Genomic DNA, 13,583 nt, shown 5'->3' with positions numbered 1-13,583 from the left:
GGCGGAAAATTACTTTAGCAGTTACCTATATGAAAAAGGGTGAATTCATTTGAAAAGAAATCAGTTGTTAGGCGTACTGATGGCTTCGGCACTTCTGGTCTCGGCAGGCGAAGCAAGCGTGTACGCGGCGGCAGGACCGGTCAGCAAACCATCCTCCGTTAAAGCATCCGTTAAGGCGACGGTAAAAGTGAAAGAAGGAGTTAAGGCTTGGACGGTAAACGGAGCCCAAACCACTTTCAAAACGGTAGATGCCGGCGGATATAAGCTGTATTCCATCAGCCAACTGGCCGCTTCCCTCGGCGCAAGCATCGCTAATGAGTCGGGAAGCCTGGTGCTGAAGGACAAGGCGGGAGTACATACGATTAAATTGAAAGCCGGATCCAAGAGCTACACGCTCGACAGCGTAAAACACAATTTTACGACAGCACCGACCGTTTTCGGCGGCAAGCTGTACGTTGAACTTAGCGCAATCGTTAACGGTCTGGGCGGAGAGCTGTTCGGCAGCCCGCTGCAAATTCTTGGCACAGCGCGTCTGCAAGGCGAATTTGATACAATCCATTGGGCCGCTGACGGAACGGTTCTGGCGAACCTGGAAAGCGAAACGACGCAAATTTACAAGTTTGGGGCAAATCCGGGCAGCTTCGGATTGTTCTCGAGCGATGACAAAGCCTCGGATTTCGCAGTTTCGGGCGACCGTCGTTACGGTGCTTTCACCGATGAGACCGGCCTGCTGTACGTCATTGATTTGACTTCGGGTGCGGTGAAACCGGTCGGAACCGATACCTCCACCAAGACAGACCTTACCTGGTCGACGGACGGCAAGATCATCTATTTTATCCAAGGGGACAAGCAGGAGAAGATTTCCCAGATTTCGGTTGATACCGGCGCTGTAACGGAGCTGCTGGCCGATAAGGTGGAGAACAAATCCGAACTGCATATTTCCGCGGACGGAAAGAGAGCGGTCTACATCGTCAACATTACCGGAACCGCCAAAAATGACGCCGACAGCACGGAAGATTCCCTGACGGTCGACTTCAGCAAGGCGGGAGAGCAGCTGTATCAGCTTGACCTGTCCACAAAGGACGCGAAGCCGGCCGCTCTGACCACCTCGGACGACAATAAGCTGTATCCGGAAATTCAAGCTGACGGAACGGTGGTTTACTTGAGCGCAGACCCTGAAGGCAAAACGGTCAACACGCTGAAGACAGTGAAGCCGGACGGTACTACCGCCAATATTGCGCTGGATATCGAAGTGAACTGGGCTGAGGCCGCTGCCGGCGGAATTATCGCATCCGGAACGGCTGCTGACGGCACTTCCCGCATTTATTCCGTTACGGTATCCGGTTCTTCGCAAGAGCTGTTCCGCACCAAGGCCGACATTTCCGAAGTCGCGGTTTCCGCTGACGGAAGCAAGCTGGCTGTAATCGTAGGCGGCAAGCTGGTAACAATCGAGAACGGCAAGTCTGTGCAACTGACACGATAAGACCGCTTTTTCAATAACGACACTAACTTTAGACGGCTGTACGCCGAGAGGAGAATCAACCATGAAATTTTTCAAAAAAATCACATTTACAGCTTTGGCTGCCGTATTCGCTGTTTCGGCATCTTTCGCGGGAGGAGCATCCGCAGCAGGTAAGCTTTCGGGCAAAATTACGGTTAACGGTTCGACAGCTCTGCTGCCGCTGACGCTGCAGGCCGCCAAGGAATTCCAAAGAACGAATCCTAAAGTAAGAATCGCCGCTTCCGGCAAAGGCTCTGTTACCGGACCGCAAGCCGTCAAGAAAGGCATCGCCGATATCGGCGCGTGCGACTGGGATGCCAGCACCGACGTTCCCGGCTTCAAAGCATTCAGCGGACAAGTAGCGAACAAGGTTGCGGTTATTCCTTTTGCTACGATCGTGAACAAGAATGTCGGTGTAGACAACCTGACTACCGATCAGCTGAAGGGCATTTTCTCCGGTAAAATTACGAACTGGAAGCAAGTCGGCGGCGCTGACGCGGATATCGTCGTCATTACCCGCGCTTTCGGCTCCGGCACACGCGTTAACTACCAGGCCAAGGCTCTGGCAGGCGGCGATATTGTGAAGAAAGAGAAGAACTATAAAGAAGTTGGCTCCAGCGGCGATATGAAAACAGCAGTGGGAACGACTCCAAACGCTATCGGTTATATTGATTTGGTCTACGTTAGCGGCGACGTGAAGGCTGTGAAATTCAACGGCGTAGCGGCGACTACGGACAACGTCATTAACGGTTCCTACAAAATTTGGGCATATGGCTACTACATGACCAAAGGACAGCCGACTGGCGCCGTTAAAGCGTTCATCGACTATGTACAAAGCAAGAAGTTCCAACAGGGTTCGCTGAAAAAGCTCAAGTTCATTCCGATCTCGGCAATGAAGTAATTTAGCACAATTTTTCGGAAGAGCGTCATTATACGGCCAGCCTCCGGCACATGGGGGGCTGGTTTTTTTTGAAATATAAAATTATTAAGCTAAACGCTTACCATTTTGCCTTACAATTCTGCGAGAAACGCACCTGCGTCTTAGAAAGACGCCGTCAGGCGCTTCTTCTTGGGAGGAAACAGCATGGCACAACAGTCCTATGAACCGAACCCTGCGGTACAAAGCATCCGTACCAAGGCGGTTTCGGGCAGACGTCATCTTCGGCATTTGCTTGCAAATACTGCTGCCCGCTATTATTTCTTGTTCAGTATTTTGGCGCTCTGTTTCGTACTGGCGCTGGTTATTCTCTTTATCGGCAAAACGGCGCTGCTGCTCTTCGGTCAGGTCTCGCCGGTCAAATTCTTCCTCTCGTTCGACTGGACGCCGGAGGAAGACCGGTTCGGGGCAGCGGCCTTTATTTTGAACACCTTGTCGCTTACCGCGCTCACGCTGCTGATTTCGGTTCCCGTCTCGGTGGGCATGGCGGTGCTGACCGCCGAAATCGCGCCGGCCTGGCTCAAGCGCCTGATCCGTCCGATTCTTGATCTTCTCGTCGGCATTCCTTCTATTGTATACGGTTATCTTGGCTTGACCGTCCTCCTGCCGCTGCTTCGGCGCGCCAGCGGGGAAGGCCTCGGGGACGGCCTGCTGGCGGCGGCGCTTGTGCTGGCGCTGATGGTGCTGCCAACCATTGCCCGGATCAGCGACGATGCGATCACCGCTGTGCCGCGCAAATACCGCGATGCTGCCTATGCGCTCGGCTCCACCCGGCTGCAGGTCATTATGCGCGTGGTGCTGCCGGCTGCCGGCAGAGGAATTCTGACGGCGGTGATTCTCGGGATGACGCGGGCGATCGGCGAGACGATGGCTGTCGTGATGGTAATCGGCAACACGCCTCAGCTCGCGAAGACTCTCTTTACACCGGCGTCGGTGTTAACGAGCAACATCGTGATGCAGATTTCCAACGTGGAATTCGATTCCACCTGGAACTATGCCCTGCACATGATGGCTTTCCTGCTATTGTTGATTTCGTTCTTACTAATACTGATTGTCCGTTTCTTGGGACGCAAAAGGAGGGAAGGATAAATGAGCAGCTTCTCCCGTTCGCGGAACACCGCACGGTCCATCCGGTTTGACAAGCTGGCGACATGGGGCTTTTACGGCCTCGGGGCTTTGGTGATGCTCCTGATTTTTTGGCTGCTGTTCACCATCTTGAGCAAAGGGCTGCCCGGCCTCGATTTCTCATTTCTGATCCGCCAGCCTGAGGAGATTGATACCGGGGGCGGCATTGGCCCCGTGCTGTTCAACTCTTTTTATATCCTGCTGATCTCCTTGGTCATTTCGATTCCGATCGGTCTGGGCGCGGGGATTTACATGGCGGAGTATGCGCCGGACAACGCTTTTACCGGAGCGCTGCGGATTTGCGTCGAATCTCTGTCGTCCGTGCCTTCCATTGTCTTCGGTCTTCTCGGTCTGGCAATATTTGCAGAGTACTTCGGAATTGGCCTGACCATTCTCGGCGGCGGCGTCAGTCTGGCGCTGCTGAATCTGCCGATGCTGGCGCGGGTAACGGAGGAAGCGGTGCGGGCTGTTCCAGGCGAGCTGCGCGAGGCGGGCTATGCGCTGGGTCTGACGAAATTTTACTGCATCCGTAAAATCGTGCTGCCCGTCGCGCTCCCGTCCATCATTACGGGCATCTGCCTGGTCGCCGGCCGCGCATTCGGTGAATCGGCGGTAATTATCCTGACGGCGGGCCTCAGCACCTCGGGGGAAATGTGGGACTTCAATCTACTCTCTCCGGGAGAGACGCTGGCCGTGCATTTATGGTATGTGCAATCCGAAGCGATTGTCGAGGATGCCAAGCAGATTGCCGATAAATCGGCGGCGGTGCTCGTTATCGTCGTGCTGCTAATCAATCTGGCGTTCCGTGCCCCGCTGTGGTGGGTCAAGCGCGGGAAAGGGCAGTAATTCCCCGGTACACTTACTGATATGCTCTCCTTTAGATAGACAGGCGAAATCATAATAACCTGTTTACCTTAGGGGAGTTTTTCCGTTTATAACGGTGGAACCGCCTTTTAATGGTGCTGATGGGGAAGATGGTTTCTTCTGAAGTGGCATCGTTTAGCGTGATCACGATGTTTTTTCGAGTTATGAGTAGAGATTAAGACATGTTCCGTTGTTTGGGGGTTCATGATTCAGGTGTTAAATGCTTTAGTGAGTCGATGTGCAGTGGGGGAGCCTGCGTCCATTTAAATTCGAGTATGTGGCAAGTGGGTTATGTGGGTGTGGCTATGCCGAAACTAATGATTGAGACTTGGGATTGCTATGAATGGGATGCTATGATTGGTACTGCTGTGATTGGGATTACTATCCGATGGAGGGATTATGATCGCTTGGAGTTGATCCCACATCGCTGCCTGTTTATGTAGTTGGGCAAGGGGGAAGAAGGCGAGTGAACCGGAATTTCTCCGTCTTATTTATAAAAAGAGACCTATTTAGGAGCTTGGAAGGGAATTTCTCCACTTTAATTAGGCATTTTGGCCAAAAATCAGGCAGAGGCGGCAAATAAGCTGGAGCTTTTCCCGTTCAGGAGGCAGGTCGGCCCTATTTTTCGAAAATGAAAGGGAGTTTTTCCCGTTTATTCATATGACAGTTGTTTGAGACCTCCCCAAAGGGAAGGCATTTGGACGTCCGAAGAGGGGTACAGCCCTGCAGGCTGACTGCGAAGCGGATGCTAACGAAGCCTAGCTCCGACGCCCCCAAGGGGTTCTCATCCCGGACGCAAAAAATGCCTCCCCAAAAGGAAAGGCATTTGGACGTCCCAAGAGGGATACAGCCCTGCGGGCTGACTGCGAAGCGGATGCTAACGAAGCCTATGCTCCGGCGCCCCCCAAGGGGTTCTCATCCCTCTACGCAAAAAATGCCCTCCCTAATGGGAAGGCCTTTTGACGTCCCAAGAGGGATACAGCCCTGCGGGCTGACTGCGAAGCGGATGCTAACGAAGCTTAATGCTTCGACGCCCCCCAAGGGGTTCTCATCCCTCTAAATAAAAAACCTTCCCGAAGGAAGGTTTAATTACGTCCCAAGAGGGATACAGCCCTACGGGCTGACTGCGAAGCGGATGCTAACGAAGCTTATGCTCCGACGCCCCCCAAGGGGTTCTCATCCCTCTAAACAAAAAACCTTCCCGAAGGAAGGTTTTAATTACGTCCCAAGAGGGATTCGAACCCCCGACCGTGCGCTTAGAAGGCGCATGCTCTATCCGGCTGAGCTATTGGGACATATAATACTGAAAAGCAAGCAAAAATTATAATACCATAATAACAGCGTTAGTTCAACCTGTTTTTACAAAGCAAGGACAGGGTATGCTATAATCATCAACTGAGACGTTTTGGTGAATCAGGAAGGAGGTGCCCTCATTCGAAATTCAAATTCCCCCGCCAAAGAAAATATCGTGCTTTTTCCGAAGACGCTGGACTACTATCAGATCCAACTGACGGTCATGCTGGAAAGCGAGCGTTACGGGGAAGCCATCGGGCTGCTGAGATTTTTGCTGCAGTGCCAGGGGCAGGACGAGCGGCACTACGAGGAATGGCGATCGCTGTTGGAGTGGCTGGAGGCGGCGTTTCCCTATGCAGTGCAGGATGAGTATACCGGGGAGCCGCCGGCTAACGAAGAAGAAATGGGCGCACAGGAGATGGCGCGGCAAATGGCCAAAGCCAAGCTTCAGGAGGACGCGGATTACGCGAACAAGCTTCTACGCCGGGTCATGAACGAGCCTTTGTCGGAAGCGACGCTGCTTGCGCTGGAGCAGCTTTCTTTTTTTGAAGGAGAAGAGGTGGATGACGCCCTGACTGAATGGGTCCAGAAACCGGGTATCCATCCCATTCTGCAATTCCGTACACTTCAGACGCTTCGGCGGCGGGGCGTGCAGGGGGCAGCTCATCTGAGAAGAGGAATGGAGAGCGTTGAGGTAGATATTGAGCAGGTTCCTTTGCAAGATGATGATTTTCCTCCTCAAATTGCCCAGGTGCTGGAACGTGTCGCGGAGCAGACGGAGACGCATGAGCCTACTTTATATTATTTTGCCCAGGAGCTGTGGGGGCAGTTTATCATGTCGATCTATGGTTCGGACGCCTATAATTCCATACTGACCGGTGAAGACGGAGTGCTGGATTTATGGGCGGGAGCGCTGCACCAGACGGTATCCGAAACGCTGACCGGAACAAGAAATGAAGAGGAGACCCGGGCGATGTACGGCATTACGGAGAGCATGAGGTTTCCATTTGAACAGGCGTACCGGATGCTTAACAGTTTTGCTGGAAAGGCTTAATAACCCCGTATTTCGAGGGGAAAACGCATAACGACACTTGAAAAAAATAATAATCCTTTATATAATATAATGGTTATTCTGTGCGTGATATGCGAACCAATTTTGGAGGGGAAAGCAAATAATGAAAGCAACTTGGGAAAAAATAGAGAAGAACCTTGGCGTTCTTGAAGTTGAAGTAGACGCGGAGCGTGTAGCGCAAGCTCTCGACAAAGCCTTTAATAAAGTCGTTAAGAAAGCCAACGTACCGGGTTTCCGCAAAGGAAAAGTACCGCGGCCGATTTTTGAATCCCGTTTTGGCGTGGAGAGCCTTTATCAAGACGCCATCGACATTCTGCTGCCGGAAGCTTATGGCGAAGCGGTTGAGCAAACCGACATTTTCCCAGTTGACCGTCCTGAAGTAGATATCGAGCAATTCGGCAAAGGACAATCCTTCAAGTTTAAGGCGAAAGTTACAGTTAAGCCTGAAGTAACGCTCGGCCAATACAAAGGAATTGAAGTTCCTGCGCAAAAAGCCGAAGTAACGGAAGAAGAGCTGAACGCTGAACTGACTCGCCTGCAAGAGCGTCATGCCGAGCTGGTAGTTATCGAAGACGCACCGGCAGCTAAAGGCGATATCGCTGTGATCGATTTCGACGGATATGTCGACGGCGAAGCATTCGAAGGCGGCAAAGCGGAGCGCCACTCCCTGGAGCTGGGAAGCAATTCCTTCATCCCGGGCTTTGAAGATCAAGTCATCGGTTTGTCTACCGGCGATTCCAAAGACGTGGAAGTAACTTTCCCAGAAGAATATCAAGCCGAGCATCTTGCCGGCAAACCGGCCGTATTCAAAGTGAAACTGCATGAGATCAAGCGCAAACAGCTTCCGGAGCTGGACGACGAGTTCGCGAAGGACGTTAGCGAGTTCGAAACGCTGGCCGAGTACAAGGAAGATCTGAAGAAGCAACTGGAATCTCGCAAGGCGGAAGAGCTGAAAGGCGCGAAAGAAAACGCCGTTGTCGAGAAAGCCGCTGCCAATGCGGAAGTGGAAATTCCGGAAGCCATGATCGAGAGCGAAATTCAGACCATGGTTCGCGATTTCGACCTGCGTCTTCGTCAACAAGGCATGAACATGGACATGTTCCTCAGCTTCTCCGGCCAAACGCAGGATGATCTGCGTGCGCAAATGAAGAATGATGCCGAGAAACGCGTTCTCAACAACCTGGTTCTCGAAGTGATTGCCAAGGAAGAGAACATCAAGGTTTCCGATGAGGAGTTTGAAGAAGAGCTCTCCAAAATGGCTGAGACTTACAAACGCTCCGCTGAAGAAATTCGCGGCATTCTTGCGGCAAACGGATCGCTGGACAGCCTGAGAGACGAGATCTCCCTCCGCAAGACGATCGATTTCCTTGTTGAGAACAGCACGGAAGTTGAAGCTCCGGCTGAAGAAGCAAGCGCCGAATAAAACCGCCGGTAAGGCGATATAACCAAAGCAGCCCTATTTCGGGCTTCATACTCGACTGATAAGGCACGTATATTTATGGTACGTGCCTTATTTTTATGATTGAAAAGCCTGACGGGTAGTGAAAAAATGACATTGCGTCTTGAACGTGTTAAAATACTTCTGAAAAGGCAAGACTAATTATATATAGAGAAATGAGGTTGGTGGCATGAGTCTGGTACCAATGGTTGTGGAATCGACGAATCGAGGAGAGCGCTCATACGACATCTACTCCCGATTGCTCAAGGACCGCATCATTTTCCTGAGCAACGCGATTGATGATGATGTTGCCAATCTGGTTATTGCCCAATTGCTCTTTCTGGCAGCCGAGGACCCTGAAAAGGACATCCACTTGTACATCAATTCACCCGGTGGTTCTGTGACAGCCGGCATGGGTATATATGATACGATGCAATATATCAAGCCAGATGTTTCAACAATTTGCGTAGGGATGGCAGCCAGTATGGGATCGCTGCTGTTAACGGCCGGGGCACCGGGCAAAAGATATGCGCTTGAAAACAGCGAGGTTATGATTCATCAACCGCTTGGCGGCGTTCAAGGTCAGGCGTCGGATATTTGGATTCACGCAGACTGGATTCTCAAGACGAGACAGAAGCTGAATCAAATTTATGTAGATCGCACCGGACAGCCCCTTGAAAAAATCGAGCGCGATACGGATCGCGACAATTTCATGAGTGCGGAGGAAGCAAAGGCTTACGGCCTGATTGACGAGATTCTGGCTTCACCGATCAAATCCTAAGGGGTGGTTAAATGTTTAAGTTTAATGATGAAAAAGGACAGCTGAAGTGCTCCTTCTGCGGCAAATCGCAGGAACAGGTGCGCAAGCTTGTCGCCGGACCAGGCGTTTATATATGTGACGAATGCATCGAATTGTGCACGGAAATCGTGGAAGAAGAGCTCGGTCATGAGGAGGAGCTGGATCTGAAGGATATTCCGAAGCCGAAGGAAATCCGGGACATTCTCGACCAGTATGTTATTGGCCAGGAACAAGCCAAGAAATCGCTGTCCGTGGCGGTGTACAATCACTACAAACGGATCAACAGCCAAAGCAAGATTGAAGACGTTGAACTGACGAAGAGCAATATTTTGCTGCTCGGTCCGACCGGTTCGGGTAAGACGCTGCTGGCCCAGACCTTGGCCAAGATCATCAATGTGCCGTTTGCGATTGCCGATGCCACTTCTTTGACCGAAGCCGGTTATGTCGGTGAAGACGTCGAGAATATTTTGCTGAAGCTGATCCAGGCTGCGGATTATGACGTGGAAAAAGCGGAACGCGGCATCATTTACATCGACGAGATCGATAAAGTGGCCCGCAAATCCGAGAACCCGTCGATTACCCGCGACGTTTCCGGCGAAGGCGTTCAGCAGGCGTTGCTGAAGATTCTCGAAGGAACGGTCGCATCGGTGCCGCCGCAGGGCGGACGGAAGCATCCCCATCAGGAATTTATTCAAATTGATACAACCAACATTCTGTTCATTGTCGGTGGTGCTTTTGACGGACTTGAACAGCTAATCAAGCGCCGTGTGGGCAAGAAGGTTATCGGCTTCAACGCATCCGAAGGCGGCCAGAAGGATCTCAAGGCGGGCGAATACCTGTCAATGGTTCTGCCGGAGGATCTGCTGAAATTCGGTCTGATTCCCGAGTTCGTCGGCCGTTTGCCGGTCATCTCGACTCTGGAGCCGCTTGACGAGAAGACGCTGGTGCGCATCCTTTCCGAACCGAAGAACGCACTCACGAAGCAGTACGCCAAACTGCTGGAAATGGACAATGTGTCGCTGAAATTCGAGCCGCAGGCGCTTGAGGCCATCGCCAAGGAAGCGATCAAGCGGAACACCGGGGCTCGCGGACTTCGCGCCATTATCGAGAGCATTATGCTGGATGTCATGTACGAAGTGCCTTCCCGCGACGACATCAAGGATTGTGTCATTACCGAGAAGGTTGTTCAGGAGAAGGCGCTGCCTGAGCTGAATCTCAAGAAAGACAAGAAACAAGAAGAAAGTGCGTAAATATGAAGAGGCGATAGGACCCTCCACTTAAGGAGAGCCTAACGTTTCTGGTATTGCGGACTCACAATATTAGCCTGACGTCTCCACCTTCTTCCGCCCCCGTCTGTTTTAGCGGGAGCCGAGGGGGTGGAGCTTTGGCGTTATGGGGGAAGAAACCATGTTTCTCAGACATCAGACGCGTCCCGTTAATGTAGGCGGGATCACAATTGGCGGAAACAATGAGGTTGTCATCCAGAGCATGTGCACGACCAAGACGGCTGATGTGGAAGCCACGGTAGCCGAGATTCTTCGGCTGGAGGAAGCGGGCTGTCAGGTGGTGCGCGTCACGGTCAATAACGAGGAAGCGGCTGCGGCCATCAAGGAAATCAAGCAGCGGATTCATATTCCGCTTGTGGCGGATATTCATTTCAATTACAAGCTGGCTCTGCAAGCGATTGAAAACGGAATCGACAAGGTGCGGATCAACCCTGGCAATATCGGTCGGCGCGAGAAAGTAGAGGCGGTTGTCCAAGCCTGTAAGGATAAGGGGATTCCGATTCGCATCGGCGTCAATGCCGGTTCGCTGGAGAATCACCTTCTGGAGAAATACGGCTATCCGACTCCGGACGCGATGGTGGAAAGCGCTTTGTACCATATCGGCATTTTGGAAGAGCTGGACTTTCACGACATTATCGTGTCCTTGAAAGCGTCGGACGTACCGATGGCCATTGAAGCCTACCGCAAGGCGGCTGAAGTCATTCCTTACCCGCTGCATTTGGGCATCACAGAATCGGGCACGCTGTTCGCCGGTACGGTGAAGAGCTCGGCGGGGATTGGCGCCCTGCTCTCCATGGGCATCGGCAGCACCGTGCGGATTTCGCTCAGCGCCGACCCGGTGGAGGAGGTCAAAGTGGCGCGTGAGCTGCTTAAGACTTTCGGTCTGATTGCGAATGCGGCGACGCTCATTTCCTGTCCAACCTGCGGTCGGCTGGATATTGATCTGTTCTCCATTGCCAATGAAGTCGAGGAGTATATTTCCAAGCTCAAAGTGCCGATCAAGGTATCGGTGCTGGGCTGTGCGGTGAACGGTCCCGGTGAAGCGAGGGAGGCCGACATCGGTATTGCCGGAGCGCGGGGCGAAGGTCTGCTGTTCCGGTACGGAGAGATGATCCGTAAAGTTCCGGAGGAGGATTTGCTCTCCGAGCTGAAGAAAGAAATCGACGCGATTGTCGTCCATTATGAAGCTACCGGGGAAATTCCCGGCCGCAAGGCTCACCACGAGTCCGTCACGGGGACGGGGAAATAATTTTACATCATACGGCTGCGGCTTCTTCCGGTACGGGAGGGGCTGCTTTTTTATCCGCTGCATGGACCCGGTTCCTTCACGTTGTCTTACCTTAAATCCTTCTAATGGCGTTTAGCCCTTACGGAAAAGGCTATACTACCTAGTAGCAGAGTGAATGAAAGGGAGGATGACTTATGGAACTGAGTCTATTGCTGATGGTCGTGCAGCTATTTTTCGCGCTGGTCATCGGCGTTTACTTTTGGAATTTGCTGCGGGGACAAAAGACGAACAAGACGGCGGTCGAGCGGGAATCGCGTAAGGAGCTGGAGAAGCTGCGGAAGATGCGGGCCACCTCGTTGACCAAGCCGTTGTCCGAGAAGACGCGCCCGGCTTCGATCAAGGACATCGTCGGACAGAAGGACGGCCTTCGGGCGCTGAAGGCGGCGCTGTGCAGCGCCAACCCCCAGCACGTCATCATTTACGGCCCGCCAGGGGTGGGCAAGACGGCGGCAGCCCGGGTGGTATTGGAGGAAGCGAAGAAGAATCCGCTCTCTCCCTTTAAAACGGATTCCAAATTTACGGAAATCGATGCGACGACGGCGCGTTTTGACGAGCGGGGCATCGCCGATCCGCTGATCGGCTCGGTGCATGATCCGATCTACCAGGGAGCCGGAGCGATGGGCGTAGCGGGTGTGCCTCAGCCCAAACCGGGGGCGGTAACGAAGGCTCATGGCGGTATTCTGTTCCTGGATGAAATCGGGGAACTGCATCCCATTCAGATGAATAAGCTGCTTAAAGTCCTCGAGGACCGTAAGGTACTGCTGGAGAGCGCCTATTACAACTCCGAGGATGGGAATACGCCGGCGTATATCCATGATATTTTTCAAAATGGCCTTCCTGCCGATTTCCGGCTGGTTGGGGCCACAACACGCTCGCCGCAGGAGATCCCTCCAGCGATCCGGTCGCGCTGCATGGAGATTTATTTCCGTCCCCTGCTGCCGGATGAAATCTCGGTCATCGCCAGCGACGCGATTCAGAAAATCGGGCTGAAGCCTAGCCCGGAAGCCGTCTCCGTCATCCAGCAGTACGCCACGAACGGACGTGAAGCGGTCAATATGATTCAGCTCGCGGCCGGGCTTGCGCTTACGGAGAATCGCGACAGCTTGAGCGCCGCCGATGTGGAATGGGTGGCAAGCAGCAGCCAGCTGCCGCTTCGCACGGAACGCAAGATTCCTTCGAAGCCGCAGGTAGGCGTGGTGAACGGGCTGGCGGTCTATGGACCGGGGATGGGGACGCTGCTGGAGATCGAAGTCTCGGCGGCCCCCGCCTTTAACGGTACCGGCAGACTGAATGTTACCGGCGTCGTCGACGAAGAGGAAATCGGTGGCGGCTCGCGCACGATCCGCCGCAAGAGCATGGCGAAGGGCTCGGTTGAAAATGTGCTGACCGTCCTGCGTAATATGGAGCTTTCACCGGATCAATACGATATCCACGTGAATTTTCCCGGCGGTACGCCGATTGACGGACCTTCCGCCGGCGTGGCGATGGCGGTCGCGATTGTGTCGGCGATCCGCGGTCTTCCGGTGGACAACACGGTGGCCATGACGGGAGAAATCGGCCTTCACGGCAGAGTCAAGCCGGTCGGCGGCGTTATTGCCAAGGTCGAAGCCGCCCTGCAGGCCGGGGCCACGACGGTGCTCGTGCCGAAGGACAACTGGCAGTCGCTGTTCGCCGATCTGTCTCCTCTCCGCGTCATCCCGATCGAGACGGTGGAAGAAGCCTTCCGCCTGGTGTTCGGCGCTCATTTGGAAGAGATTCGTCTGCCCGCCGTTGCCGGCGAGACCTTTGCCGCATCCCCGTCGCTGCTGAAGGCGGATGCGTCAGGAGAAAGCGCCAATCTGTAATGCCGTCCGGGCGGGTTACCCGGTCAAAGTGCCGCGGACCCGCTTTTTCTGCGCCAACCGGCCGCTCCAATTCGGCCCGTTGGTTTTTTGATGCCGCTTTTGTTAAAATATAAAAACAACGATATGACACACACGA

10 protein-coding genes and 1 tRNA gene are annotated in these 13,583 nt (G+C 53.4%); 10 read left to right on the top strand and 1 reads right to left on the bottom strand.

The window, feature by feature from the left end; all coding sequences use genetic code 11:
* Positions 1-49 precede the first annotated feature (49 nt).
* The 4 genes from PSAB_RS18630 to pstA all read left to right on the top strand — a co-directional run bounded on the left by PSAB_RS18630 (position 50) and on the right by pstA (position 4,409).
* On the top strand, positions 50-1,483 hold the full coding sequence (locus PSAB_RS18630) for a stalk domain-containing protein (protein WP_025336098.1): 1,434 nt from the start codon (positions 50-52) through the stop codon (positions 1,481-1,483).
* A 61-nt stretch (positions 1,484-1,544) separates the two neighbouring features.
* The gene (locus tag PSAB_RS18625) at positions 1,545-2,402 is read left to right on the top strand and encodes a phosphate ABC transporter substrate-binding protein (RefSeq protein WP_025336097.1); all 858 of its coding nucleotides are present in this window, start codon (positions 1,545-1,547) and stop codon (positions 2,400-2,402) included.
* Positions 2,403-2,585: 183 nt separating this feature from the next.
* Positions 2,586-3,527 carry a phosphate ABC transporter permease subunit PstC gene (pstC, locus tag PSAB_RS25525; protein WP_025336096.1) on the top strand — a complete coding sequence of 314 codons (942 nt, stop codon included), beginning with the start codon at positions 2,586-2,588 and terminating at the stop codon, positions 3,525-3,527.
* Positions 3,528-4,409: a phosphate ABC transporter permease PstA gene (pstA, locus tag PSAB_RS25520; RefSeq protein WP_025336095.1), complete on the top strand. Its 882-nt coding sequence runs from the start codon at positions 3,528-3,530 to the stop codon at positions 4,407-4,409.
* A 1,239-nt stretch (positions 4,410-5,648) separates the two neighbouring features.
* Here the strand turns inward: pstA and PSAB_RS18610 are convergent.
* Positions 5,649-5,722, bottom strand: a tRNA-Arg gene (locus PSAB_RS18610).
* A gap of 113 nt (positions 5,723-5,835) precedes the next feature.
* Here PSAB_RS18610 and PSAB_RS18605 point away from each other — a divergent pair.
* The 6 genes from PSAB_RS18605 to lonB all read left to right on the top strand — a co-directional run bounded on the left by PSAB_RS18605 (position 5,836) and on the right by lonB (position 13,447).
* Positions 5,836-6,774 carry a hypothetical protein gene (locus PSAB_RS18605; RefSeq protein ID WP_051529791.1) on the top strand — a complete coding sequence of 313 codons (939 nt, stop codon included), beginning with the start codon at positions 5,836-5,838 and terminating at the stop codon, positions 6,772-6,774.
* Between the two features lie 121 nt (positions 6,775-6,895).
* Positions 6,896-8,215: a trigger factor gene (gene tig / locus PSAB_RS18600; protein ID WP_025336093.1), complete on the top strand. Its 1,320-nt coding sequence runs from the start codon at positions 6,896-6,898 to the stop codon at positions 8,213-8,215.
* A gap of 205 nt (positions 8,216-8,420) precedes the next feature.
* On the top strand, positions 8,421-9,011 hold the full coding sequence (gene clpP, locus PSAB_RS18595; protein WP_025336092.1) for an ATP-dependent Clp endopeptidase proteolytic subunit ClpP: 591 nt from the start codon (positions 8,421-8,423) through the stop codon (positions 9,009-9,011).
* An 11-nt stretch (positions 9,012-9,022) separates the two neighbouring features.
* Positions 9,023-10,279, top strand: a complete 1,257-nt coding sequence (gene clpX, locus PSAB_RS18590; protein ID WP_025336091.1) for an ATP-dependent protease ATP-binding subunit ClpX — start codon at positions 9,023-9,025, stop codon at positions 10,277-10,279.
* A gap of 157 nt (positions 10,280-10,436) precedes the next feature.
* Positions 10,437-11,564 carry a flavodoxin-dependent (E)-4-hydroxy-3-methylbut-2-enyl-diphosphate synthase gene (ispG, locus tag PSAB_RS18585; protein WP_025336090.1) on the top strand — a complete coding sequence of 376 codons (1,128 nt, stop codon included), beginning with the start codon at positions 10,437-10,439 and terminating at the stop codon, positions 11,562-11,564.
* A gap of 173 nt (positions 11,565-11,737) precedes the next feature.
* Positions 11,738-13,447 carry an ATP-dependent protease LonB gene (lonB, locus tag PSAB_RS18580; RefSeq protein WP_025336089.1) on the top strand — a complete coding sequence of 570 codons (1,710 nt, stop codon included), beginning with the start codon at positions 11,738-11,740 and terminating at the stop codon, positions 13,445-13,447.
* Positions 13,448-13,583: the final 136 nt, after the last annotated feature.

The sequence above is a fragment of the Paenibacillus sabinae T27 genome (genome assembly GCF_000612505.1).
Lineage (GTDB): Bacteria > Bacillota > Bacilli > Paenibacillales > Paenibacillaceae > Paenibacillus_AQ > Paenibacillus_AQ sabinae.
The sequence above is the reverse complement of the archived record's forward strand: the minus strand, read 5'-3'. Positions and strand labels throughout refer to the sequence as shown.